The sequence below is a fragment of the Nonomuraea sp. B208 genome (assembly GCF_057536035.1).
This window is the reverse complement of the sequence record NZ_BAAJOU010000028.1, coordinates 651,336-675,228: the sequence shown is the minus strand read 5'-3', so window position 1 is coordinate 675,228 and position 23,893 is coordinate 651,336. Positions and strand designations below refer to the sequence as shown.

The 23,893-nt window shown below is 72.6% G+C and carries 25 protein-coding genes and 3 tRNA genes; 16 read left to right on the top strand and 12 right to left on the bottom strand.

The genetic code is table 11. From position 1 onward, the window contains the following. Positions 1 to 123 precede the first annotated feature (123 nt). The gene (locus AC27IY_RS39415; RefSeq protein WP_487181117.1) at positions 124 to 1,278 is read left to right on the top strand and encodes an ROK family protein; all 1,155 of its coding nucleotides are present in this window, start codon (positions 124 to 126) and stop codon (positions 1,276 to 1,278) included. A gap of 29 nt (positions 1,279 to 1,307) precedes the next feature. Here AC27IY_RS39415 and dusB read toward each other — a convergent pair whose 3' ends face one another. Continuing rightward, entirely contained in the window at positions 1,308 to 2,417 is a 1,110-nt protein-coding gene (dusB, locus tag AC27IY_RS39410; RefSeq protein ID WP_423476456.1) for a tRNA dihydrouridine synthase DusB, read from the bottom strand. Positions 2,418 to 2,498: 81 nt separating this feature from the next. On the opposite strand from dusB, the gene AC27IY_RS39405 reads away from it, so the two are divergent. From AC27IY_RS39405 to AC27IY_RS39385, 5 genes are all read left to right on the top strand, one after another. After that, positions 2,499 to 3,134: an ACT domain-containing protein gene (locus AC27IY_RS39405; protein WP_364444950.1), complete on the top strand. Its 636-nt coding sequence runs from the start codon at positions 2,499 to 2,501 to the stop codon at positions 3,132 to 3,134. A 42-nt stretch (positions 3,135 to 3,176) separates the two neighbouring features. After that, a tRNA-Gly gene (locus AC27IY_RS39400) sits at positions 3,177 to 3,248 on the top strand. A 19-nt stretch (positions 3,249 to 3,267) separates the two neighbouring features. Further along, positions 3,268 to 3,338 (top strand) — tRNA-Cys (locus AC27IY_RS39395). 5 nt (positions 3,339 to 3,343) lie between these two features. Next, positions 3,344 to 3,418 (top strand) — tRNA-Val (locus tag AC27IY_RS39390). Positions 3,419 to 3,559: 141 nt separating this feature from the next. Then, positions 3,560 to 4,588 (top strand): LacI family DNA-binding transcriptional regulator, encoded by a 1,029-nt coding sequence (locus AC27IY_RS39385; RefSeq protein WP_344218231.1) that lies wholly within the window; start codon positions 3,560 to 3,562, stop codon positions 4,586 to 4,588. On the opposite strand, the gene arfA is transcribed toward AC27IY_RS39385, so the two are convergent. After that, positions 4,575 to 6,065 carry an arabinosylfuranosidase ArfA gene (gene arfA / locus AC27IY_RS39380; protein WP_487181116.1) on the bottom strand — a complete coding sequence of 497 codons (1,491 nt, stop codon included), beginning with the start codon at positions 6,063 to 6,065 and terminating at the stop codon, positions 4,575 to 4,577. The genes AC27IY_RS39385 and arfA overlap by 14 nt on opposite strands. 229 nt (positions 6,066 to 6,294) lie before the next feature. On the opposite strand from arfA, the gene AC27IY_RS39375 reads away from it, so the two are divergent. From AC27IY_RS39375 to AC27IY_RS39355, 5 genes are all read left to right on the top strand, one after another. Next, a complete protein-coding gene (locus AC27IY_RS39375; protein WP_423450538.1) occupies positions 6,295 to 7,629 on the top strand; it encodes an extracellular solute-binding protein in 1,335 nt (444 codons plus the stop codon). Beyond that, positions 7,629 to 8,546 carry a carbohydrate ABC transporter permease gene (locus AC27IY_RS39370; protein WP_487181115.1) on the top strand — a complete coding sequence of 306 codons (918 nt, stop codon included), beginning with the start codon at positions 7,629 to 7,631 and terminating at the stop codon, positions 8,544 to 8,546. Before AC27IY_RS39375 ends, AC27IY_RS39370 begins: the two co-directional genes overlap by 1 nt. After that, a complete protein-coding gene (locus tag AC27IY_RS39365; protein ID WP_344218239.1) occupies positions 8,543 to 9,376 on the top strand; it encodes a carbohydrate ABC transporter permease in 834 nt (277 codons plus the stop codon). Before AC27IY_RS39370 ends, AC27IY_RS39365 begins: the two co-directional genes overlap by 4 nt. 108 nt (positions 9,377 to 9,484) lie before the next feature. Then, positions 9,485 to 10,378: a D-alanyl-D-alanine carboxypeptidase family protein gene (locus tag AC27IY_RS39360; protein ID WP_423476459.1), complete on the top strand. Its 894-nt coding sequence runs from the start codon at positions 9,485 to 9,487 to the stop codon at positions 10,376 to 10,378. 49 nt (positions 10,379 to 10,427) lie between these two features. Continuing rightward, positions 10,428 to 11,495 (top strand): WD40/YVTN/BNR-like repeat-containing protein, encoded by a 1,068-nt coding sequence (locus AC27IY_RS39355; protein WP_423476460.1) that lies wholly within the window; start codon positions 10,428 to 10,430, stop codon positions 11,493 to 11,495. A gap of 10 nt (positions 11,496 to 11,505) precedes the next feature. Here AC27IY_RS39355 and AC27IY_RS39350 read toward each other — a convergent pair whose 3' ends face one another. Further along, positions 11,506 to 12,135 carry an alpha-ketoglutarate-dependent dioxygenase AlkB gene (locus AC27IY_RS39350; protein ID WP_423450542.1) on the bottom strand — a complete coding sequence of 210 codons (630 nt, stop codon included), beginning with the start codon at positions 12,133 to 12,135 and terminating at the stop codon, positions 11,506 to 11,508. Positions 12,136 to 12,213: 78 nt separating this feature from the next. Here AC27IY_RS39350 and AC27IY_RS39345 point away from each other — a divergent pair, with 78 nt between their 5' ends. Next, positions 12,214 to 13,416 (top strand): MFS transporter, encoded by a 1,203-nt coding sequence (locus AC27IY_RS39345; protein WP_487181114.1) that lies wholly within the window; start codon positions 12,214 to 12,216, stop codon positions 13,414 to 13,416. Here the strand turns inward: AC27IY_RS39345 and AC27IY_RS39340 are convergent. The 8 genes from AC27IY_RS39340 to AC27IY_RS39305 all read right to left on the bottom strand — a co-directional run bounded on the left by AC27IY_RS39340 (position 13,399) and on the right by AC27IY_RS39305 (position 18,849). Further along, positions 13,399 to 13,968, bottom strand: a complete 570-nt coding sequence (locus tag AC27IY_RS39340; RefSeq protein ID WP_487181113.1) for a CGNR zinc finger domain-containing protein — start codon at positions 13,966 to 13,968, stop codon at positions 13,399 to 13,401. The two genes, AC27IY_RS39345 and AC27IY_RS39340, sit on opposite strands and share 18 nt — an antisense overlap. Positions 13,969 to 14,041: 73 nt before the next feature. Further along, positions 14,042 to 15,010: a hypothetical protein gene (locus AC27IY_RS39335; RefSeq protein ID WP_487181112.1), complete on the bottom strand. Its 969-nt coding sequence runs from the start codon at positions 15,008 to 15,010 to the stop codon at positions 14,042 to 14,044. A gap of 5 nt (positions 15,011 to 15,015) precedes the next feature. After that, a complete protein-coding gene (locus AC27IY_RS39330; protein ID WP_487181111.1) occupies positions 15,016 to 16,020 on the bottom strand; it encodes a hypothetical protein in 1,005 nt (334 codons plus the stop codon). A gap of 79 nt (positions 16,021 to 16,099) precedes the next feature. After that, entirely contained in the window at positions 16,100 to 16,573 is a 474-nt protein-coding gene (locus AC27IY_RS39325; RefSeq protein ID WP_487181110.1) for an SRPBCC family protein, read from the bottom strand. Beyond that, complete coding sequence (locus tag AC27IY_RS39320) at positions 16,566 to 16,907, bottom strand: ArsR/SmtB family transcription factor (RefSeq protein ID WP_329574625.1); 342 nt, start codon at positions 16,905 to 16,907, stop codon at positions 16,566 to 16,568. Before AC27IY_RS39320 ends, AC27IY_RS39325 begins: the two co-directional genes overlap by 8 nt. Before the next feature lie 52 nt (positions 16,908 to 16,959). Next, positions 16,960 to 17,712 (bottom strand): SDR family NAD(P)-dependent oxidoreductase, encoded by a 753-nt coding sequence (locus tag AC27IY_RS39315; protein WP_487181109.1) that lies wholly within the window; start codon positions 17,710 to 17,712, stop codon positions 16,960 to 16,962. An 80-nt stretch (positions 17,713 to 17,792) separates the two neighbouring features. Then, complete coding sequence (locus tag AC27IY_RS39310) at positions 17,793 to 18,152, bottom strand: DUF2203 domain-containing protein (protein WP_344218261.1); 360 nt, start codon at positions 18,150 to 18,152, stop codon at positions 17,793 to 17,795. 10 nt (positions 18,153 to 18,162) lie between these two features. Beyond that, positions 18,163 to 18,849 carry a GntR family transcriptional regulator gene (locus AC27IY_RS39305; RefSeq protein ID WP_423476468.1) on the bottom strand — a complete coding sequence of 229 codons (687 nt, stop codon included), beginning with the start codon at positions 18,847 to 18,849 and terminating at the stop codon, positions 18,163 to 18,165. A gap of 81 nt (positions 18,850 to 18,930) precedes the next feature. Here AC27IY_RS39305 and AC27IY_RS39300 point away from each other — a divergent pair, with 81 nt between their 5' ends. Then, positions 18,931 to 20,250, top strand: a complete 1,320-nt coding sequence (locus AC27IY_RS39300; RefSeq protein WP_344218265.1) for an MFS transporter — start codon at positions 18,931 to 18,933, stop codon at positions 20,248 to 20,250. A 100-nt stretch (positions 20,251 to 20,350) separates the two neighbouring features. On the opposite strand, the gene AC27IY_RS39295 is transcribed toward AC27IY_RS39300, so the two are convergent. Further along, complete coding sequence (locus AC27IY_RS39295; RefSeq protein WP_487181107.1) at positions 20,351 to 21,685, bottom strand: MFS transporter; 1,335 nt, start codon at positions 21,683 to 21,685, stop codon at positions 20,351 to 20,353. Between the two features lie 219 nt (positions 21,686 to 21,904). On the opposite strand from AC27IY_RS39295, the gene AC27IY_RS39290 reads away from it, so the two are divergent. The 3 genes from AC27IY_RS39290 (at position 21,905) to AC27IY_RS39280 (ending at position 23,774) form a co-directional block, all read left to right on the top strand. Next, positions 21,905 to 22,612 carry a sirohydrochlorin chelatase gene (locus AC27IY_RS39290; protein ID WP_364444929.1) on the top strand — a complete coding sequence of 236 codons (708 nt, stop codon included), beginning with the start codon at positions 21,905 to 21,907 and terminating at the stop codon, positions 22,610 to 22,612. Between the two features lie 43 nt (positions 22,613 to 22,655). Further along, on the top strand, positions 22,656 to 23,204 hold the full coding sequence (locus AC27IY_RS39285) for a GNAT family N-acetyltransferase (protein WP_423450550.1): 549 nt from the start codon (positions 22,656 to 22,658) through the stop codon (positions 23,202 to 23,204). A 144-nt stretch (positions 23,205 to 23,348) separates the two neighbouring features. Beyond that, positions 23,349 to 23,774 carry a hypothetical protein gene (locus tag AC27IY_RS39280; protein ID WP_487181106.1) on the top strand — a complete coding sequence of 142 codons (426 nt, stop codon included), beginning with the start codon at positions 23,349 to 23,351 and terminating at the stop codon, positions 23,772 to 23,774. The last annotated feature ends 119 nt before the right edge of the window (positions 23,775 to 23,893 follow it).

Here is a 23,893-nt window from a genome sequence, read left to right as displayed (position 1 = left end):
CTCTTTCCTGTCTACTTACGAAGGAGCGCTTCATTAGTAGCACGGGTGAGTCGCGCTCGTACACCCCCTCATCCCTGGCATAATGCGAGACATAAACAGGAGACCTACCTAAGGACACGGCGAATGGCGGACCTACGCGGCGGCGACCTGTCCCGGCTGCGCCAGCTCAACTCGCTGACCGCCATCCGCGCGCTGCGCCGGGCGGGCCCGCTCACCCTGTCGGCGCTCGCCGAGCGTACGGGCCTGTCGCGGCCGTCCATGAAGGAGGTCGCCGACGAGCTGATGGGGCTCGGCTGGGTGGAGGAGGTGCCGCCGAGCCCCGGCACGATGGGCCGGCCCGCCCGCCGCTACCGCTTCCGCGCCGACAGCGGCTACCTGGTGGGCGTCGACATAGGGGGTCACAACATCCGCGCCGCCCTGTCCGACCTGGACGGGGAGATCCTGGCCGAGACCCGGCAGCCGGTGCTGCCCGACGCCCCGCTGGAGGAGCGCCTGGCCGCGATCGAGCGGGCCGTCGAGGGGTGCCTGACGCTGAGCCGCACCTCCGTCTCCGACCTCTGGATGGTCGCCGTCGGCACCATCGGCGTCATCGACGTGGAGGGCCGGGTCATCTACTCGGCGGCCGTCCCCGCCTGGCGCGACCTCGACCTCGCGGGACGGCTGCGCGAGATGTTCCCCTGCCCGGTGCTCATCGAGAACGACAGCCGCCTGGCCGCCATGGCCGAGACCAGGCGCGGCGTGGCCCAGGGCGCCAGGGACGTGGTGTTCCTGCACGTCGGGCGGCGCATGGGCGCGGGCCTGGTGATCGACGGCAAGGTGCACCGGGGGTTCGGCGCGGCGGCCGGGGAGGTCGCGATGCTGCCCGAGTCCCGCTGGTTCGACGCGCCCGAGCATCTCAACACCTGCGCGTGCGTGCCCGAGGGCGTCGCGCCGGAGGACGCGGCCGGCCACACCCTCGCCGCCGCCCGCAACGGCGACCCGGTCGCGACGGAGTGCGTCGAGCGCTACGTCGACGACCTCGCCGTGGGCACCGCCGCCATGGTGCTCATCCTGGACCCGCAGATGGTGGTGCTCGGCGGCGGGTTCTCGCGCTCGTCCGACGTGCTCCTGGAGCCGCTGCGGCGGCGGCTGGAGACCCGCTGCATGCGGATGCCGGAGGTGCGGGCCTCGACGCTCGGGGACGAGTGCGTGGTGGTGGGCGCCATCGAGTACGCGGTCGCCCACCTCGACGACCAGCTCTTCCCCCCGGACCGCGGCCCGCTCCCGGTCGCCCGCTGACCGTCGCCCGCTTGCCGCCTTGGGCGGGCTCAGCCGCCGGACACCTCGGACTCGGCGTCCTGCGGCACCGCCACGTCCCACGGGTCGTCCAGCCAGCCGTCCGGCAGGAGCACCTTGTCCCGCTCGCCCGACTTGCCGCGCGGGGTGTCGGTGTGGGGCGGCCACGGCTGGTCGTGCTCCAGCTTGGCGAGGCCGGCCCGCAGCCCGTCGAGCGACTCGGCGGTGGCCAGCTCGCGCCGCAGTTCGGCGCCGACCGTGAAGCCCTTCAGGTACCAGCCGACGTGCTTGCGGAAGTCGGCGACGGCGTAGCGCTCGATGTCGAAGCAGCCGGCCAGCCCCTCGGCGTGCCGCATCATCATCCCGGCCACCTCGCCGAGCGTGGGGCGGACCCGCTCGGGGCTGCCGTTGAAGGCGTTCTCCAGGTCCTTGAACAACCACGGGCGGCCCAGGCAGCCGCGCCCCACCACCACGCCGTCGCAGCCGGTCTCGGCCACCATGCGCAGCGCGTCGTCGGCGCACCAGATGTCGCCGTTGCCCAGCACGGGGATCTCCGGCACGGCCTCCTTCAGCCGGGCGATGGCCGCCCAGTCGGCGACCCCGCCGTAGTGCTGCCGGGCCGTGCGGGCGTGCAGCGCGATCGCCGCGACGCCCTCCTCGGCCGCGATGCGCCCCGCGTCGAGGTAGGTCAGGTGGTCGTCGTCGATGCCCTTGCGCATCTTCATCGTCACGGGCAGCGCCCCGGCGTTCGCGACCGCGGCCCGCAGGATGCGGCGCAGCAGGCCCCGTTTGTACGGCAGCGCCGACCCGCCCCCGCGCCTGGTCACCTTCGGCACCGGGCAGCCGAAGTTGAGATCGACGTGATCGGCGAGATCCTCCTCGGCGATCATGCGGACCGCCCGGCCCACGATGTCGGGGTCCACCCCGTAGAGCTGGATGCTCCGTGGCCGCTCGGAGTCGTCGAACCGGATCATCCGCATGGTCTTGGGGTTGCGCTCCACCAGCCCGCGCGTGGTGATCATCTCGCACACGAACAGCCCGGCGCCCTGCTCCCTGCACAGCACCCGGAACGGCGCGTTCGTGATGCCCGCCATCGGCGCCAGCACCACCGGCGGCCACACTGCGAGAGGCCCAATCTTCATCCGCCCAGTTGTAGCGCAGGTCAGGCTGTGACCGGTATTCGGCCGATAGGCTGTGATCGGCATCTCGGTGAGGGGGGATGGATGCTTCTTCGCGTACGCGTGCGGCTGCCCGACAAGCCGGGCTCCCTGGCGCAGGTCACCAAGGTCCTGGGTGCGGCGGGGGCCGACATCACCCAGGTGATCGTCCTCGACCGGGGCGAGGGCAGCGCACTCGACGACCTGACGATCTTCTGCCCGGAGAGCACGTCCCGCCAGGACCTCGTCACCAGCCTGGAGGGCGTCGAGGGCGTCGCCGTCGAGGCGATCTGGACCACCCGCGAGGCGCCCGGCACCTACCCGGAGCTGGAGATTCTCAAATACATCACCACGGCGGGCGACCGCGCGCTGACCACGCTCGTCGACTCGCTGCCGGTGCTGTTCAGCGCCGACTGGGCGGCCACGGCCGCCGCCGGCCGGGTGGTCTACGCGAGCTGGCGGGCCCCGCAGGAGCTCGAACTCCCGGCGGAGGCGCCGTCCCGCCCGGCCGCCACGACCCTGGCCGACGGGCTGCACATCATCCACGCCCCGCTGCCGCCGCTGGCGCTCACCCTCGTCCTGGCCCGCTCCGAGGGCCCGGCCTTCCACCGCATCGAGGTCCACCGCCTCACCCGCATCCTGGAGATCTTCCTCAGCCTGCCCGCGACCGAGCGGAGCGTGGCCCGGCAGCTGCGCAAGTAAGCATCAACGCCGAAAACCCGCTAGAGTTGTGAAAGCAGCAACGCGGAAGTGGCTCAGTGGTAGAGCATCACCTTGCCAAGGTGAGGGTCGCGGGTTCGAATCCCGTCTTCCGCTCGGAGTGGGATGTTGACGCGGTGGCGTGGCCGAGAGGCGAGGCAGCGGCCTGCAAAGCCGTCCACACGGGTTCAAATCCCGTCGCCACCTCACAAGGACGATTAGCTCAGCGGGAGAGCGCTTCCCTGACACGGAAGAGGTCACTGGTTCAATCCCAGTATCGTCCACCACCATTCCGTTGAAAGCCCCGGTCGCCCAGGCCGGGGCTTTTTCGCGTCCTCCGGCCCCTGCCCGTGCTGAACATCTGCCCTGAAATGATGCGCGCGTCTGCCTCTTTCGCCTGTTAGCGTTTACCTGGCAGGGGGTGAGCTGTGGTCAAAGCCAAGACGGGGCGGCCTGCGGTGCTCATGGACGTGGCCGTTCTCGCGGGGGTTTCCACGATGACCGTCTCGCGGGTGCTCAACGCGCCCGAGCGAGTCAGGGCCGAGACCAGGGAACGGGTGCTCGCCGCCGTCAAGGAGCTCGACTACCGGCCCAATCACGCCGCGCGCCAGCTCGTGACCGGGCGGTCCGGGGTGCTCGGCGTGGTCAGCATCGACACCACGCTCTACGGTCCCGCCTCCACGCTCTACAGCGTCGAGCAGGCCGCCAGGCACGCCGGCTACAACGTCAGCATCGCCAGCCTGAGCTCGCTGCACCGCACCTCCATCCGCGAGGGCGTCGAGCGGCTGCGCGCGCAGGCGGTTGACGGGGTGATCATCGTGGCGCCGCACGAGTCGGCCGCCGACGGGCTGCGTCACCTGCCGCCGGAGATGCCGGTGGTCGCGGTGGACGCCGGTGACGACATCCCCGTGCCGGTGGCCAAGGTCGACCAGCGCGCCGGGGCGATCAGGGCCACCCGCCACCTGCTCAGTCTCGGCCATCAGAGCGTCTGGCACGTCGGCGGCCCGGCCGACTGGCTCGACGCCAACGGCCGCATCCAGGGCTGGCGCGGGGTGCTGGAGGCCGCCGGGCGGCCGGTGCCCGACGTGCTGCGCGGCGACTGGAGCTCGCGCTCGGGATACCAGCTCGGCCGCCGGCTGGCCGCCGATCCCGAGGTCAGCGCGGTGTTCGTGGCCAACGACCAGATGGCGCTCGGGGTGCTGCGGGCGCTGCGCGAGGCGGGGCGGCGGGTGCCGGAGGACGTCAGCGTGGTCGGGTTCGACGACATCCCCGAGGCCGCGTACTTCTGGCCGCCGCTCACCACCGTCAGACAGGACTTCGGCGAGGTGGGCCGGCACGCCTTCCACATGCTGCTCGACCGCATGGCGGGCACCGAGCCCGAGGCCCGGCGCCTGGTGGAGCCGGAGCTGGTCGTACGCGAGAGCACCGGCGCCGCGCCGGGGCTCAACCGAGCCTGATGACGTTCCAGGAGACCGGGGGCAGCACCACGGTCTCCGGGTCGTGCCGCACGTCCGGGTTGGGGCGGGGCGCGACGCGGCCGGGGTCGTCGGCGGTGTTGCGGGCGTAGACGTCCGGGCCGCTCAGCGTGCTCGCCTCCACGACGCGCGCCCCGCCGAGGGCGCGGGCGTCGATGCGCAGCTCCATCGGCCGGTCGGTGGCGCGGTTGATGGCGAAGACGGTGGTGGAGCGCTCGTCGTGGGTGGCGACCGCGTGCAGCAGCGGCACCTGTCCGTACGCGGCCGTCTCGTAGCTCGGGCAGACCGGCTCCACGCGCAGCACGTCGCCGCTCGCGTACCTGCTGGCCTGGGCGAACGGGTGGAACGTGGTCTGCTTCCAGGCCCGCCCGCCCGGCTCGGTCATGATCGGGGCGATGACGTTGACCAGTTGCGCCAGCGACGCGGCGCGCACCCGGTCGCTGTGCCGCAGCAGCGTGATCAGCAGGCCGCCCATGGCGACCGCGTCGGCCAGGTGGTAGTGGTCCTCCAGCAGGCGCGGCGCGACCGGCCAGTCCGACGGGGGGTCGGCGTTCTGGAAGCGGGACAGGTACCACACGTTCCATTCGTCGAAGGAGATGTCGATCCGCTTGCGCGACTTCAGCTTCGCGCCCACGTGGTCGGCGGTGGCCGCCACCGAGCGGATGAAGAACTCCATGTCGGTGGCGCAGGCGAGGAAGCTGCCGAGGTCGCCGTCCTTCTCCTCGTAGTAGGCGTGGCAGGAGACGTAGTCGACGACGTCGTAGGTGTGGGTGAGCACCTCGGCCTCCCACGCGCCGAAGGTCGGCATCGACGAGCTGGAGCTGCCGCAGGCGACCAGCTCCAGCTTGGGGTCGATCATCCGCATGGCGCGGGCGGTCTCGGCGGCCAGCCGGCCGTACTCGGCGGCGGTCTTGTGGCCGGTCTGCCAGGGGCCGTCCATCTCGTTGCCGAGGCACCACATCCGTACGTCGTGCGGCTCCTTGGCCCCGCCCGCGATCCGCCGGTCGGAGAGCGCGGTGCCGGAGGGGTGGTTGCAGTACTCCAGCAGGTCCAGCGCGGCCTCGATGCCGCGGGTGCCGAGGTTGACCGCCATCATCGGCTCCACCCCGGCCTTGCGGCACCAGCGGACGAACTCGTCCACCCCGACCTCGTTGGTCTCGGTGCTGTGCCAGGCCAGGTCGAGCCGGCGCGGCCGGAGCTCCTTCGGGCCGACGCCGTCCTCCCAGCGGTAGCCGGAGACGAAGTTGCCGCCGGGGTAGCGCACCGTGGAGACGCCGAGCTCGCGGGTCAGCTCCAGGACGTCGGCCCGGAAGCCGTCCTCGTCGGCGGTGGGATGGCCGGGTTCGTAGATGCCGGTGTAGACGCAGCGGCCCAGGTGTTCGACGAACGTGCCGAAGGTGCGCCGCTGGACCGGGGCCACGCGGAAGGCGGGATCGAGCGTGAGTGCGGCCTGGTGCACGAAGGGGGCTCCTCAGGTTTCGCGGGCGTTACGTCACGGAGGCATTGTTAGCGCTATCAGGGTGGCCGGTCAAGGGTCGGACCGAGCGGGCCGGGCCGTGGAAAACGGTTGCTACATGGGCCTTGACACGCTTTGTTGTTACCGCTAACACTCGGGTAACCCCGCCGTAACCGCCTCGAACGACCTCGATCAACGGCCGGGCGACAGCCCGGTGAAGGAAGAGGCAACCGTGCAAGGTCCCCCCTCCCCCCTCACCCGCCGGAGTCTGCTCGGCGGCAGCCTCGCGCTCGCCGGCGCCGCCGCCGCGAGCTGCGCCCTCCCCGTGGGGCTCGGCTCGTCCCGCACCCGCGTCCAGTACTGGCACTTCCTCGGTGCCAGCGACGGCATCATCATGAACCGGATGGTCCAGGCGTTCGGCCAGGCCAACCCGGACGTCTTCGTCGAGGAGAACGTGCTGGCCTGGGGCGAGCCGTACTACACGAAGGTCGCGATGGCCGGCTCGGGCGGCCGCTCCCCCGACCTCGCCACCTTCCACCTGGCCCGGCTGGCCGGCATCGGCGCGGGCGCCATCCTCGACCCGATCAACGTGCGACTGCTGGAGGAGGCGGGCCTGCGCGGCGCGGACTTCTCCCCGCCGATCTGGGAGCGCGCCCACCTCGACGGCGTGCTGTACGCGATCCCGTTCGACGCCCACCCCATGGTGCAGTACTACAACACCGACATCTGCGCCAAGGCCGGCCTGCTCGACTCGGGCGGCAAGTTGCGGCCCACCCAGGGCGAGGACGGCCTGATCGCCATGCTGCGCAAGGCCAAGGACGCGATGGGCGGCCGGCCGCCCCTCGCCTTCGACGCGCTCGGCCTCGGCACGGTCGGCCCCTGGCGGGTGTGGGGATCGCTCTACCCGCAGAGCGGCGGCACGCTGCTGTCGCCTGACGGCTCCGCCATCGCCATCGACGACGCCAAGGCCCTAGCCGCGCTGCGCCTCATGGCCCGGCTCGGCAAGGAGGGGCTGTGCGACTGGCGCACCGACTACGGCGCCTCGGTCGCGAAGTTCACCAACGGCGAGGCCGCGTTCCTCTGGAACGGCGACTGGGAGGTGACCGGGCTCAAGGAGCGCGGGACGCCGTTCAGCATGTCCCGCTTCCCCAGCGTCTTCGGCACCGGCGCGGCGCAGGCCGACTGCCACTCGTTCGTGCTGCCGCACCAGCGTGACCGCGATCCCGAGGTCGAGCGGGCCACCTATCGCTTCATCGCCCACATCGTGAAGAACAGCGCCCAGTGGGCGGTGGCGGGTCACGTGCCCGCGTACCTGCCGGCGCTGGAGCAGCCCGACTACCTCGCGCTGCAGCCGCAGTCGGAGTACCGCTCCGTCGTCACCGAGGTCGCGCTCGACCCGCAGGTGTGGTTCGCCGGCTCGGCGTCGCGGATGTGGATCGAGTTCGGCGAGGCGTTCTCGCCGGTGATCAGCGGGGAGCGTTCGCCGGAGGACGGCCTGGCCGCCGCCAAGGCGTCGCTGACCCGGCTGCTCGCCGCCCCGAACCCCTTCCCCAGGCAGGAGCGCTGATGACGACCGTCGTCGCGGCCCCCGCGGCCGCCCCGCCCGCCGCCAAGGCCAAGGTCAGGCACGCCTGGACGCAGCACGGGCTGCTGTTCGTCCTGCCCTTCCTGGCCGTCTATGTGGCGTTCCTGGTCTGGCCCGTGGCGCTGGGCGTGCGGATGAGCCTGTCCAGCGTCAACATCGCCGGCACCAACGACACCTTCGTCGGCTTCGCCAACTACGCCGAGGCGTTCGGCGACCCGCGCATGTGGCGCTCGCTGTGGAACACCCTCGTCTTCACCGCGCTCAGCACGGTGCCGCTGGTGCTGCTCGGGCTGGTCCTCGCGCTGCTGGTGCACCACCTGCGGTTCGTGCAGTGGCTGTGGCGGCTGTCGTTCTTCGGGCCGTTCCTGCTGCCGTCGGCCGTGGTGTCGCTGCTGTGGCTGCAGATGATCTACCCGCCCGACTACGGCCTGATCAACGGCACGCTCGGCCTCGACGTGCTGTGGCTGGGCGATCCGTCCGTCGCCATGTGGTCCATGGTGCTGACCACGGTCTGGTGGACGGTCGGCTTCAACTTCCTGCTCTACCTGGCCGCGCTCCAGTCGATCCCCCACCACCTGTACGAGGCCGCCGCCCTCGACGGCGCCGGCGCCTGGGCCCGGCTGCGCTCGATCACGCTGCCGATGCTCGGCCGCACCACCGCGCTCATCGTGGTGCTGCAGCTGCTGGCCTCGCTGAAGGTCTTCGACCAGATCTACCTCATGACCGCCGGCGGCCCCCAGGACGCCACCCGGCCCATCATCGAGTACGCCTACGACGTCGGCTTCACCGGCTACCGGATCGGCTACGCCTCGGCGGTCTCGTACATCCTGTTCGCCATCATCGTCGTCGTCTCCCTGGCACAGCTGCGGCTGTTCCGCAAGCGCGCGGAGGACTCATGACCAAGCGGTTCCGCCCCGGTCAGCTCGTGCTGCTGCTGGTGGCGCTGGTGCTGGCGGCCCTGTGGCTCGCGCCCATCGCCTGGGCGGTGGCGACCTCGCTCAAGCCGGAGACGGAGACGACCAAGCTGCCGCTCCAGTGGTTCGGCAGCGAGCTCACGCTGGACGCCTACCGGCTGGTGCTCGGCACCGGCGACATCCTCACCTGGGCGATCAACTCCACGGTCACGGCGGTGCTCGTCACGTTCCTGACCGTGCTGCTGTCGGCGATGGCCGCCTACGGCTTCGCGCGCACGCACTTCCGCGGCCGGCGGGCGCTGCTGGCGCTGATCCTGGCCGGGATCATGGTGCCGCCGCAGGTGCTGATGGCGCCGCTGTTCGCCGAGATGGTGGCGCTCGGCCTGGTGGACACCTGGTGGGCGATCATCCTGCCGCAGGTGGCCGCGCCGCTCATCGTGTACGTCCTGTTCAAGTTCTTCCAGGACGTGCCGCCGGAGCTGGAGCAGGCCGCGTTCGTGGACGGGGCGGGGCGCTGGCGGGTGTTCTTCACGATCGTGCTGCCGCTGTCGCGGCCGGTGCTCGCCGCGGTGTCGATCTTCACCTTCATCACGACGTGGAACAACTTCCTGTGGCCGTTCCTGGTCTCCACCGACCCGAACACCATGACGCTGCCCGTGGGGCTCGCCAACGTCGTGCAGGGCACCTTCGGCCTCCGGTACGCGCAGATCATGGCGTCGGTGGTGCTCGCGGGGCTGCCGCTGCTGGTGGTGTTCGTGCTGTTCCAGCGGCAGATCGTGCGCGGCGTCGCGCACACCGGCCTCGCCGGGCAGTGACCGGGAGAAAGATCTACCCGTACGGAAACGCCGACGCTGTCGGCGGTTCCGGACTGCGTGTCCGAATCGTTGTCAAATTCACCTCAAAGCGGGCGGCAACCTGGGGTAATGCGTAACCGGAAAGCCCGCCTGGCCGCCGTGGCCGGCGCCCTGGCCCTGGCCACGGGGGTCGTGGCGCCCGCGCACGCGGCCGTCCCCGCCCCTCTCACCGCCGCGCACGCGGCACTCGACGCTCCCGTGCTGTACGGGCGGGCGGCGTACCTGCTCGACGCCTCCACCGGCAAGCCGCTCCTCGACGACCACGGCGGGGAGCGGATGCCGATCGCGAGCCTCACCAAGACGATGACCGCCTACGTGGTGCTGAAGCTCGCCAAGCCGACGGACGTGGTCGAGATCACGCGCGCCGACGTCGCGTACGCGGAGGACGGCGGCGGCACCACCGCCGACCTGCGGCCCGGCGACCGCCTCACCGTGGGCGAGCTGCTCTACGGCCTCATGCTGCCGTCCGGGGCCGACGCGGCGCACGCGCTGGCGCGCACGTACGGGCCGGGCGTGAGCGGCTTCGTCGCCAGGATGAACGCGACCGCCCGCGAGCTCGGCATGAACGACACCGAGTACGTCAACGCCGACGGCCTGCCCAGCCCCCGGGGCAACGGTTACTCCACGGCCCGCGACCAGGCCGTCCTGGCCGCCGAGGCGCTGCGCAACCCGCTGATCAAGCAGGCCGCCGGCACCCGCTACCACGAGCTGGACGCCACCGCCGAGCACCGCGCGTACGGCTGGCGCAACACCAACCGGCTGCTGGGCACGCCGGGCGCGATCGGGCTGAAGACGGGCTTCACCCGCGCCGCCGGGTACTGCCTGGCCTTCGCGGGCGAGCGGGACGGGCGCACGCTCGTGGGCGTGATCCTCGGCGAGTCGGTCTCCTCCCGGCGCTTCTCGACCGCGGAGTCTCTGCTCTCCTGGGGGCACTCTTGGGGGGCTGACCGTACCGCGGCCTGACCTGTACGCCGCATGGACTGGATGATCCTTTTGGATTAGTTTTCCCGACATGATGCTTCACATCGCGTTGGGCATGCTGTCAGCGGCCACCGTCATCACGACGGGCTTCCCCTCCTTCTCGCCCGCGGCCGACGAGATGCCGCGGCTCGGCTGGGAGCTGAAGGAGACCGGGGTGAGCGCGCGTCTGCGCGGCCTGTCCCCCGTCAGCCGCCACGTGGCCTGGGCGTCCGGCTCGGAAGGCACCGTGCTGCGCACCACGGACGGCGGCCGGAGCTGGCAGAACGTCCCCCCGCCCGGCACATCCGAGCTGCAGTTCCGCGACATCGAGGCGTTCGACGCCCGCCAGGCGGTCGCGTTGTCCATCGGCGAGGGCACGGACTCGCGCGTCTACCGCACCGAGGACGGCGGACGTACGTGGGCGGAGACGTTCAGGAACGACGAGCCGCGCGCCTTCTACGACTGCCTGGCCTTCTTCGACGAGCGGCACGGCCTGGCGATGAGCGACCCGGTGGACGGCAGGTTCCGCATCCTGGCCACCCAGGACGGCGGCCGGAGCTGGCGGGTGCTGCCCGCCGAGGGCATGCCGGAGGCGCTGCCGGGCGAGGCCGGGTTCGCGGCGAGCGGGCAGTGCCTGGTGACGGCGGGCGGCCGGGACGCCTGGCTGGCCGCCGGCGGGGCCGAACGGGCGCGGGTGTTCCACTCGGCCGACCGCGGCCGTACGTGGACCGTCTCCAACACGCCCCTGCCGGCCGGGGACCCGGCGCGGGGCGTGTTCGGGCTCGCCTTCCGCGACCCGCGGCACGGCCTCGCGGTCGGCGGCGACTACCGGCCGGACCAGCGGTCGCCCAGCGCCGCGGCGGTCACCAGGGATGGCGGCGTCACCTGGCGGCCGGCCGCGACGCCGCCGCCGGGCTACCGGTCGGGGGTGACGTGGCTGCCGTTCCCGTCGCTCGCGGCGGTCGCGGTGGGGCCGGGCGGCAGTGACGTGACGTGGAACGGCGGGCGGACGTGGCGGACGTTCGACGACGGCTCGTTCGACACGGTGTCGTGCGCGCGGGACGGCTCCTGCTGGGCCTCCGGCGAGCAGGGCCGCCTCGCCCGCCTGCGCCTGGAGTGATGAACAGAGGTCAGCGGACGCCGCGCGGGCGGAACTGGACGCTGATCCGCGGCCCCGCGGGCCGGGACGTCTTGGGGATGGCGTGCTCCCAGGTGCGCTGGCAACTCCCGCCCATGACGATGAGGTCGCCGTGCCCGAGCTCGTGGCGGATCGACGGTCCGCCGCCCCTGGGGCGGAGCAGCAGCGGGCGCGGGTCGCCGACCGAGAGGATGGCGACCATGGTGTCCTCGGTGGAGCCCCTGCCGATGGTGTCGCCGTGCCAGGCCACGCTGTCGCGCCCGTCGCGGTAGAAGCAGAGCCCCGCCGTGCGGAACGGCTCGCCCAGCTCGGCGCCGTAGTGGGCGTCGAGCGCGCGCCGGGCCTCGTCGAGGATCGGGTCGGGCAGCGGCTCGTCCTCGCCGTAGAACTTCAGCAGGCGGGGGACGTCCACGAACCGGTCGTACATGCGCCGCCGCTCGGCGCGCCAGGGCACCTCGGCGGCCAGGCGCTCGAACAGCGTGTCGGCGCCCGTCAGCCAGCCGGGCCGGAGGTCGATCCAGGCGCCGTGGTCGAGGCGCGTGCGGCGCACCGACGCGCCGAGCGGCCCGAGCCCCAGCTCCTCGTCGAGGCCCAGCAAAGATGCTTGGAACGCGACTGTCATGCTGCCCAGTCTACGCGATCCTTCAAACACGTTTTCGAGTGATCTTGCGGGTGCGGTTTCCGGTGTAACGTCTCCTTCGTGTTATGGCGTTACTTGGCGGGGGCGGCGGCGGCCCGCACCGCGGACGAGATGTCGGGCCCCGCGCTGCTGATCGCCGGGCTGGCCGTGACTGGGTCGCCGGTGGTGGCGTCCTGGCTGCTGGCCGGGCTGACGGTGTCCGCCGCGGCGGGCGGGCCGCTGCTCGGGGTGCTGCTGGACCGGGCGCGGCGGCCGGGGCGGCTGCTCGCCGGGTGCCTCGTGGCGTACGCGGGCGGGCTGCTGGTCATCGTCTCCGGGCTGGGACGGCTGCCGGAGGCCGCGCTGGTCGCGGTGGCGGTCGCGGCCGGGCTCGTGGGGCCCGCCCTGACCGGCGGCTGGACGTCCCAGATCCCCGCCGTCGCCGTAGCGGCCCGGTCCGGACGGGCGGGCGACCCGTCCGGCTCCGATGCGGACCGGCTGGGGCGGGCCAACGCGCTGGACGCGATGACGTACAACGTGGCGGGGCTGGCGGGGCCGGCGCTCGCGGGGGTGATCGCCGGGGGGCCGGTCGCCGTCCTCGTCTGCGTCGTCCTGCTGGTCGCCGCGCTGCCCGCCGCATGGACTCTGCCCGCCTCGGCGGGGGTGAAGACGCGTCGCGGCGTCGGCGAGGAGTTGCGGGAGGGGTTCGGCGCGATCCTGGGCAACCCGGTGCTGCTGCGGGCGACGGCCGGGTCGATGGTCTCGTGCGCGGGGACGGCGATGCTGGTCGTGTCGGCCCCGGTCCTCGGCGAGCGGCTCACCGGCTCGACCGGCCTGGGCGCGCTGCTGCTCGCCGTGACCGCCGCGTGCGGCCTGGCCGCGAACGCGCTCGTCGCCAGGGCGCGCGGGCCGCGACGCTGGGACGCCCTGCTGGTATGGGGGACGGTGGTGGCGGGCGTGGGAATGCTGCTGGCCGCCGCAGCGGGGGTGTCCGGGGCGTACTGGGTCGCGGTGGTGGCGGCGGGCGTCGTGGGCCTGGGCGAGGGGCCGCAGCTCACCGCCCTGTTCTCGGTACGCCACCGCGAGGTGCCCGCGCGGCTGCGCGCCCAGGTGTTCACCACGGGCGCCAGCCTGAAGATCACCTCGTTCGCGGTCGGGTCCGCGGTGGCCGGGCCGCTGGCGGCGTACTCGGTTGGGGCGGCCCTGCTGGCCGGTGCGGCGGCCCAGGCGGTGGCGGTGGCCGTGCTGACGGCAGGCCGCCGGCGGTCAGTCCGGGACGTCTGAGGCTTCTGAGGAGGCCGCGCGCGAGCGGTGGGCGGCGACGCGCTCGCGGGTCGCGCAGCGTGCGCTGCAGAAGCGGCGCGGGCTGCCCCCGCCGAGGTCGAGGTACGGCCGCCGGCAGCCCGGCGACGCGCACAGCCCGCCCGGCACCCGCTGGTGATCGGCCAGGAGCACGGCGAACGCCATCGCCGACGACGCCAGGAACCACTCGGCCCAGGGCACGTCGTCGGCGTCGTCCACGTGCACGTGCCAGCTCGTCGAGCCCCCGTGGTCGGTCAGCCGGGGCGCGCGGGCGGCGTCGGCGAGCAGCCGGTTGAGCAGCGCGGCCGCCCGGCCGGTGTCGGGGGCGGCCAGCACCTCGCGCAGGCGGGCCGCCGCCGCGCGCATGGCGGCGACGTCCGCCTCGCCGAGGTCGAGGTCTCCGGTCTCGCCGTGCTCGCGCAGGACGCGCGACACGGACTCGACCGACGCCTGCCGGTGCAGCAGCGCCACGCAGAGGTCGACGGCCCGCGCGGCCATCGCCCTGGTCGAGTGAACCTTGGTCGAGTGAACCATGGTCGAGTGAACCTTGGCCGAGTGAGCCCGCACAGCAGCAGCGTAGACCCACCCGCCCGTCCGGCTCAGCCGATCAACCGCCGCACGCGGCGAAGACGAAGCTGTCCTTCAGCACGGTGTAGCGGTCCCTGACGGTGACCGCGCCCGTCTCGGTGTCGATCCTGACGATGGTCATCGTGGTGCCCTTGGAGCCGGAGGCGGCCAGGTGGGCCGTCACCTGGGAAGCGCCCGTCCAGTCCACCATCTGGACGGGCGCCCGCGGCAGGCCGATCCGCCGGCGCTCGACGACCTGGTCGGTCTCCATGTCGTACGTCACCAGCTCCGGCTTGCCGCCCTGCACCACGGCGGCGACGGTCCGCCCGTCGGCGGCCAGCGCCTGCGGCCCGTTCGCGGCGACGAGCTGGGGCGGCGTGGCGCGCAGCAGCTCCTCGCCGGTCTCGTCGTGGACGACCAGGTCGGTGGCGTTGTCCTCGCCGTCGGCGGTCGCGAGCAGCTCGTCGCCGTCGTAGCTGAAGCCGAGCACGTTCCGGCCGGCGGGGACGGTTCCGACGCGGGCGCCGGTGGCGGTGTCGAAGACACGGGTGCTCCGCGGCTTGTCGCCGTCGATGGAGACGGCCAGCCGGGCGCCGTCGTCCGAGAGCCGCAGCAGCAGCGCGTCCTGGCGCACGCGGGGCAGCGCCGTGGCGGGCAGCAGCCGGACGCCGCCGCCCAGGGTGCGTACGGCGAGCCGGTTCGCCTTCGTGAAGTACGCGACCTTGCGGCCGTCGCCGCTCACCGCGATCGGGGCGGGGAAGTAGGTCAGCTCCCTGCCCTTGGCGTCGCGGGCCGCCCCTTGGGCGTCCGGCAGGGTGGTGACCTTGCCGCTGTGCAGCACGAGCCGCCAGTCGCCGCACGGCCGGGCCTGCCCGTCGCGGGTGGCGCAGCTCTTGATGGAGGCGTACCTGATGCTGTCGGCCCCGTGATGGGGAGCCGCGTGGGCCGGGAGGGCGGCGGGCCAGGCGAGGGCCGCCGCCGTGAGGGCCGCGAGGATCGTCGTTCTCATGCCGGTCACTCCCCCGCCGTGTAGTAGGCGTACGCGTCCTTGGTGATGGTGTAACGGTCGATCTGCCGGGCCTCGCCGGCGCGCGGGTCGGCGGTCAGCACCCGTATCACCGCCGGTTTCCCGTTGTCGCCGCGCTGGGTGATCACCCGCAGCGTCCCGTCGGGGACGTAGTGGAGCGCGTACGGCGACTCGCCGCGGCCCAGCGGCAGGTCCAGGGCCGGGGAGACGTCGCCGGTGTCGAGGTCGTACAGGCGTACCCGGTCGGGCCGCTTCGCGGTCTCGTCGCCGGTCACGAGGTAGGCGACCGTCCTGCCGTCCGGGGCGAGGGCGTGGAGCATGGCGTTGGCGACGGCCTGGGGCGGCGTGCCGGCGACCGGGGACCCGTCGCCGAGCGGGTACGCCCGCAGCGCCGTGGTGTGGTCGGCCCGGTAGCGGAAGGCCAGCACCGCGCCGCCGTCGCCGCTGAAGCCGAGCGCGTCGTCGCCGGCGGGCAGCTCGGCGACCGCGCCGGTCGCGACGGTGACCACCTTGGAGGGCAGGCGGGAAGGCTGGTCCTCGTAGTCGATGAGCAGCTTGTCGCCGGTGGGCGACAGCTCGATCTGCAGGTCGTCGGTGCCGAACGCCTTGGGCCGCAGCCCGGCGGGCAGCACCGTGGCCGGGCCGCCGACGCGGCGGACGACGAGGCGGTGGTCGCGGGCGCGTTCGTAGGCGATCACGCGGCCGTCGGCGCTGACGACGAACGTGCTCTGGATGCGGCTCTCGACGCCCGCGGCGTCGATCTTGCCGATGGCGGCGTCGCGGACGGTCAGCCGCCTGCCGTCGCGCAGGAGCAGCCGCCAGGGGCCGCAGGGATCTCCGTCGTTGTCGTGTTCGCGATCGGCGCAGGACGGGAGCCAGGCGGCGCGCACGGGCGCCGGCCCCGCGCTGGCGTGGGCGGCGGCGGGCGCGAGACCCGCTCCGCCGAGGACCGCCGCGGTCAGGAGGGCGGCGGTGGCCGAAGGGTGCCTCATAGGGTGGTCCTTTCGCTCACCCGCTTAGACAGTGCGGGAGGGCGGCGGGTTCGTCACGGATCGGCCACGGCCAGGCCGTTCACAGGAGGGTGGACAGGAGCTCGGCGAGGCGGTCCATGGACTCGCGCCCGCCCCGCGCGGCGTCGGCGCGCACGACGGCGTCGCGGGCCTCGACGGACTGGTGCACGGACTGGGCGACGTAGCGGGTGCCGCCGTCCGCCTCCGTCAGCGTGACCGTCTCCAGGGCGACGTCCTCGGGCGTGCCCTCGTACTGCCAGGTCCGTACGTACCGCTCGGGCGCCACGACGTCGTGGTAGACGCCGCGGAAGCCGTACTCGCGGCCCTCGGCGTCGATGTTGACGTAGCGCCAGTGGCCGCCGGGCCGGACCTCCATGCGGTCCACCCGCGTGGCCAGGGAGTGCGGCCCCCACCACCGGGGCACCAGCTCCGGGTCGGTGACGGCGCGGAAGACGACCTCCCTGGGCGCGGCGAAGTGGCGGATCATGACGATGTCGTGCCGTCCGGGCTCGATGACGAACACGGTCTCACCCATCGGTGTCACTCCCTGGTCGCATGCGCCGGATCTCGCGGTCGAGGCGGTCGAAGCGGTCGTCCCACCGGTCGCGGTAGCGGCGGATCCATTCCGATGCGCCGTCCAGCGGCGCGGTCTCCAGCCGGCACGGGCGCCACTGGGCGTCGCGGCCCCGGCTGATCAGCCCGGCCCGCTCCAGCACCTTGAGGTGCTTGGAGACGGCCTGAAGGCTCATGTCGAACGGCTCGGCGAGCTCGTTGACCGTCGCCTCCCCCTCGGCCAGGCGGGCGAGGATGGCGCGCCGGGTCGGGTCGGCCAGGGCGGCGAAGGTCAGGCTGAGCGGGTCGTCGGGCACGAGGTCAATGATCCACGGTGTCGATGGTCCCCGGTGTCGGTGATCCCCGGCGTCAGTGGTCCACGATCGCGCCGCAGGAGATGTTCACGGTGGCCGAGGTCATGGTCCTGGCGCGGTCGGAGGCGACGAACGCGGCCACGTCCCCCACGTCGGCGAGCGTCGCCGCCCGCCCGAGCAGGGTGGCCTCGACGAGGGACGCGGTGATCTCCTCCTTGGGGCCGTAGCCGTCCGGGATGCTCTCGGGCACGCCGCCGGTCACCATCGTGACCACGCGGACGCCGTGCGGGCCGGCCTCGCACGCCCACTGCCTCCGTACGCCCTCCATCGCGTCGAGCGCGACCTTGAACCCGCCGAGCCCCGGCAGCGTCTGCGGCCCTCCGCCGCCGAACATGAGGATCACCCCGGACCTCTGCGGGATCATGTGCCGGACGGCGGCCCTGATGGTGAGGAACTGCGTCCGTACGGCGGTGACGATCGGGCGGGCGAACTCCTCGGCGGTGATCTCCAGCAGCGGCTTCTGCACGTCCCCGACGCCGATGGCGTTGAACGAGACGTCGACGCGGCCGTGCCGGGCGGCGACCCCGTCCACGAGCGCGTCCACGGCGGCCTCGTCGAGCGCGTCCACCTCGGCGACCTCGGCCGTGCCGCCGGCTGCGCCGATGGCGGCGGCCACCGGGTCGAGCGCGGCCCGGGTGCGGCCGGCGAGCACGACCCTGGCGCCCTCGCGGGCGAAGGCGCGGGCGGCGGCGCCGCCGATGGGTCCGCCGCCGCCGTACACGATCGCGGTCCTGTCCTGAAGGAGCATGGTATTCAACCTTTCGGTTAATCAACCGTCAGGTTGAATATAGGCACGCGGACGGCGCCGTCGTCAAGACGGGCAGGAGATCAGAGCGGGCGGCGGCCGGCGAACCCCAGGTCGGTGCGGTGGTACCAGGCCAGCTCGGGCTCGCCCTCGATCCAGCAGAGGCGTACGGACACGCCGTCGAGCACCGCGGGGAAGTCCACCAGGACGGGCGCGACGCCCTTCACCTCGATGCCCCGCTCGGCCCATCCGCCGAGGACGTCCTCGATGCGGGCCTCCAGCGCCTTGATCTCGGGGATGCCGCCGAGCGCGGAGTGGCCGAGCGTCTGCCGGTCGTGGGCGATCTCGGCGAGGTCGGCGCGGGCGGCGACGATCAGCCCGGCGTCGTCGATGATCTCCGGCAGCAGGGCGCGGGCCTCGTCGACGGTGAAGAGGCGGTTCATCGCGCCCACGTTACCGGTTGGGCTCGTAGGCGTGGACGAGCAGCTTCTCCGCGTGGTCGAGGTAGTCGTCGAGATAGGCGGCGGCCTCCTCGCGCCGCCCGGACTCGACGAGCCCGAGCAGCACCCGGTTGCGCTCGACGAACGGTTCGTGGAAGGCCCGCGGGTTGTCCATCACGTGGAAGACCAGCCGCAGCTCGGCCAGGAGCTGGCGCATGAGCTCGTCGATCCTGGGGCTGTCGTTGAGCGAGACGAGGGCCTGGTGGAAGCGGATGTTGGCGGTGCCGACCCGCTGCCAGTCGTCCTCGGCGGCGGCCCGCTCGGCGTCGCGCATGGCCTCCTTGACCAGCGCGAGGGTCTGCGGCGACGGCGGCCGGCGCACGGCCGAGCCCTCCAGCACGCGCCGCACCCGGTAGAGGTCGAGCACGTCCTCGACGGACGGGAGGCGGACGAACACGCCGCGGTTGAGCTGGTGGTCGAGCAGCCGCTCGTGCCCGAGCAGCCGGAACGCCTCGCGCAGCGTGTTGCGTGAGACCCGCAGGGCCTCGGAGATGGCCTCCTCGGAGAGCCGCTGGCCGGGCTGGAAGAAGCCCTCGCTGATGCGCTCACGCAGGATGTCGGCCACCCGCTCGGCCGTGCTGCTGCGCCCCAGGCGCGGCCGGTCCTGGGAGAGATCGGCGACGAGGTCGTCCACCTTCACAGGAAATCATGGGACAAAACTCTTGTCGAATTGTTGAACGATCCTTACGTTGAAATCATCCCCCTGATGAAGGAGCATCGGATGGCAGGCTCCACGCAACAGACCCGGCGGGTGATCCTCGCCAGCCTGATCGGCACCTCGCTGGAGTGGTACGACTTCTTCCTCTACACCACGGCCGCGACGCTGGTCTTCCCGCAGCTGTTCTTCCCGTCCCTCGATCCGTTCAACGCGACGCTGGCCTCGCTGACCACCAACGCGGTGGCCTTCGTGGCCCGGCCGCTCGGCGGGGTGGTCTTCGGTCACTTCGGCGACCGGGTGGGCCGCAAGACCGTGCTGGTCGTGACGTTGCTGGTGATGGGCGTCTCGACGTTCCTCATCGGCGTGCTCCCCGGGTACGCGAGCGTGGGGATCGCGGCGCCGATCCTGCTGGCGCTGCTGCGCTTCGTCCAGGGCCTCGGGCTCGGCGGCGAGTGGGGCGGCGCGGTGATCATGTCACTGGAGCACGGCGACGGGCGGCGGCGCGGCTTCAACGCGAGCTGGCCGCAGGTCGGCGTCCCCGCCGGGTACGTCCTCGCCACCGGCCTGCTGACGCTGCTGTCCTTCGTCCAGTCGGACGCGGCGTTCCTGTCGTGGGGGTGGCGGGTGCCGTTCCTGCTGTCGGGGGCGCTGGTGTTCGTCGGCCTGTGGGTGCGGCTCAAGGTCACCGAGTCGCCGCTGTTCGCCGAGGTCGAGCAGAGCGGGGCCAAGGCGCGGATGCCGCTGGTCGAGGTGCTGCGCACGCACCCGCGCGCGCTGCTGTCGGCCTTCACCGCCCGCATCGGGGTGGACGTGGCGTTCTACACCTTCACCGCGTACATCATCGTCTACCTGACCGGGCAGCTCGGCCTGCCGCGCTCGTACGCGCTGAACGCCGTGCTCATCGGCTCGGCGCTGCAGCTCGCGCTGATCCCGCTGTTCGGCGCGCTGTCGGACCGGCTGGGGCGGCGGCCGGTGTACCTCGCGGGCGTCGTCGCGGCGGCGGTGTGGGCCTTCGCGTTCTTCCCGCTGCTGGACACGAAATCGTTCCCGCTGATCGCGCTGGCCGCGGTGGTGGCGCTGGTGACGCACGCCGCCATGTACGGGCCGCAGGCGGCCTTCATCGCCGAGCTGTTCAGCACCCGGCTGCGCTACAGCGGCGCGTCCATGGGCTACCAGGTGGCCGGGATCGTCGGCGGCGCGCTGGCGCCGATCATCGCGCTGCAGCTCTTCGAGGCGTACGGGAGCACGGTGGCGGTGTCGCTGTACGTGGTCGCCGCCCTGGCGGTCACCGCCGTGGGCCTGGCCATCGCGCCGGAGACCCGCGACCTGGACCTCGCCGCCGCGCCGGAACCCGGCTCCCGGCCGGTAGGACCGCTCGCCTGACCTTCCCTCTTCCTTCTGTCTTCTGTCTTCTGCCTTCTGCCGCGAGAGCGCGGGCGGCGGCTGCCAACGCCGCCCGCGCGGGCGGCCAGGGCGGAGGCCCTCACGGTGACGGGACGGCGGGCACGTCCACCGGCCGGCGGGCCCGCCACCGCCCCTTGAACGCCGCCGTCGACGCCAGGAACACCACCTGCCCGGCGAGCGCCACCCCGAGCCAGGTCTGCCAGCCGGACGCCTCGACCACCATCGGCGAGACCACCAGCAGCGCCACGATCATAACGCGGACGACCATGCCCCAGATGCCGAGCGCGGAGCCCTGCAGCCGGGACTCGACGTCCTCGGCGTTCTCGGAGAAGCTGGCCATCCACGGCACGTACGCGATGCCCATGAACAGGTAGAGCAGCGCGTAGACGGCGGTGACCTGGCCGGCGGGGACGCCGGGCCCTATCAGCGCGATGAAGTAGCCGAGCGCCGCCACGGTCAGCACGGTCCCGGCGGCGATGAACGGCTTGCGCAGCTGCAGCCGGCCGGACAGCCGGCCGACGACGACCACCGCGACGGCGTTGAGCACGATGCCGAGCGCGACGACGCGGTTGGCGGCGGCCGGGTCCATGCCGAAGCCGCCGCTGAGTATCGTCTGCCCGAAGATCGCGAACGTCCAGTAGAGGACCTGCCAGCCGGTGTTGCCGAGGACGTGCGCCCACAGGTGCGGATGGCGGAACAGCTCGGCGAGGCGGGCGCGGTAAGCGGGGTTCCCCTCCTCGGCCTGGCTTCTGGCCTGGGCCTCGTGGTGCATCACCTCGGCCCGCAGCGCCGCCGACGGCTCGGCGATCTTCCAGATGATGACCGCGCACAGGCTCAGCGACACGACGCCCATGATGATCGCCTGCGAGCGCCAGGAGTTGCCGAACAGCGGGAGCGTGAAACCCGCGATGGCGGAGGCCAGGAAGGACGCCCCCACCGGTCCCCACGTCCAGAACGCGAACGCCTGGGCCCGTCCCATGCGGGGCGAGAAGTCGCGTACCAGGGAGGCGGTGATCGTGATGCCCGCGCCCTCGATGAACAGCATGAGGCAGCGCACCCAGAACAGCCCGGCGACGCTGTCCACGGTGGCGAGCAGGAAGTTGCACGCGGCCGTGATCGTCAGGGTGGGCACCAGGATCGTGACCCGGCCCCACCGGTCGGACAGGATGCCGCCGAACCCCGCCGACAGCCCGCCCACCAGCACCGACAGCGCGGCGATCTGGCCGTAGACGGTCAGCGACATGTCCAGGTCCTGCATGAGCAGCGGCAGGATGGTGGCGATCGTCGTCTCGAAGTTGGCGACCAGGCTCGCCAGCACCGCGACGGACAGCAGGAAGATCCGGCGGCGGCCCACCGGATAGACACTCAGCTCGCGTACATAGAACGGCTTGTGACGGACACGGAACGGCTTCATTCCCGGCCTCCGGCGGTGGTTTCCAGCCTTCCGTTTCGCCCGCCCAAGTCAACGAGCGGCGCGATCACGATGTGATCTCGATCACTGCCCCTGCGTCGTGACGGAATCGCCATCTATTCACGGAACACGGCGCATGGAATAGGCATAAACTGCGCGCCTGTGAGCCTGCCTGTACGTGAACGTTCCCCTCGCCCGGGCGGCGGTCGCCACCGCCGTCCCGTGCCCACGTCCCTGCCGCCGGACGCGCCCATGCTCGTGCTCGCCACCCCCGGCGACACCTCCGGCGTGGCGGAGGAGATCGCCGCCGTCGTGCGCGTCGACAACCCGCAGATCGAGGTACGGCTGACGAGCGTCGCCGACCTGGCGGACGCGCTGCCCGGCGGACGCGAGGCCGTCGTGGTGCCGCTGCTCACCTGGGAAGACCCCGTCGTCATGGCCGAGATCGGCAAGGCCGTCGCCGCCACCGGCAGCGGCGCCGTGGTGACCGACGCGCTCGGCCCCCACCCGCTGCTGGCCGAGGCCCTGCACATCCGGCTGGCCGAGCGCGGGCTCGCCCGCGCCGACCGGGTGCGCCTGCTCAACATCTCCAGTCCCGTCGACGCCGTCATCCTCGGCACCGTCGGCGGCGAGCGCGCGGTGCGGGCCGTGCAGGCCACCGCGGTGCTGCTGGCCTCCCGGCTCACCCTCCCGGTCGTCGCCGCCTCGCTCGACACCGAGCCCGGCGTGAGCGTGGCCGCCCAGCGGCTGCGCGCGGCCGGCGCCGAGCGGCTGGCGATCGCCCCCTGCATGATCGGCCACGAGGCGCCCGCCGGGATCGTCGAGCGCGCCGCCGAGCAGATCGACGCCGGGCACGCCGAGCCGCTCGGCGCGCACGGCGCGGTCGCCGAACTTGTCGCCCGAGCTTACGGTAGTCAACTCGCCACTTGACAAGGGCTTGTGAAGATCGCGGGAATCGCGTTACCGTCTGCGCATGCGGCGCGTGGTATGCAACGGTTTGCGACTCGGCCTTCGTGATGTCACGGAGGCCGACGTCCCCGCCTTGCACGCCGTCTACGGCGACCCCGCCGCCACCCAGCACATGCCGTTCGCGCCCCGTTCGCCGCGGGAGGTCGCCGATCTCGTCGGGCAGGCCATGGAGGCCGCCCGCGCCGAGCCGCGCCTGCTGTACGTGCTCGCCGTGGTGGACGCCGAGCACCGCGACGTGATCGGCGTGGCCCGGCTGCGCATCGAGCCCGAGCATCCGCACAGCGCCGAGATCGGCTTCGGCCTCCACCCGCACCAGTGGGGGCGCGGCATCGGCACCGACCTGGTGCGCCTGCTGCTGTCGTTCGGGTTCAAGCAGCTCGGGCTGCACCGCATCTGGGGCGCCCGCGCCCCCTCCAACCTGCCCGCGCAGCTCGCCATGCTGACCGCCGGCATGGTCGAGGAGGGCCGCATCCGGCACCATATGCGTACGCCCGCCGGGTGGCGGGACTCCGTCGTGCACTCGGTGCTGGAAGACGAATGGACCGAACGCTAGCGGCTTTTCGAGAGCGGCCTATTGTTTCGCCTTCTGTCAAGGAAGGCCCGTCCATTCCCTGGCCCTTTCCCGGCACCGGTCAAGTCCCCGCGGAATTGTCGGTGCGGCATCCTACGATGAGCCTCCTCACGGAGGGATGGCCTGATGCTCGACTCGCTGATCGTGCCGTTGTTCGTCACCACGGACCTGCCGCCTGACGCCGACCTGGCCGGGTTCGGCGAGCTGCTCGCCGAGACGGTGCGCGAGCTGGGCGACGGCTACCCGGGATCCCTCGCCGGCCGGGTGTTCTGGCTCGACCGCCCCGTGCTGCCCGAGCAGCGGCCCGCCGCCGAGGGCGAGCTCCGCTTCGCCGGCATGCTGGGTCACCTCACCGCCACCGGGGCCGGCCACACCGTGCGCGAGGTGGTCGGCGACGTCCGGCGCGCGGTCGGCGCCGCCGTGACCGCCCGCTACGGTGACGTGGGCGTCGCACCGGCCGTCTTCGCCATCCGCGACCAGGACGTCCGCGAACGCACCCCCGACACCGCCCTCCCACTCCACACTGCGACCTCGACGCTTTCCCACCTGTAGGTGAGCCGGGCAACGCGCCCACGGGTCAGCCCAGGCTGAGCCACGCACACGCGTCAACACCGGCTGAGTCGTGCTTGCCGAGGCGGCTGCGGGAAGGTCACGCAGCCCGCTGTCGCATG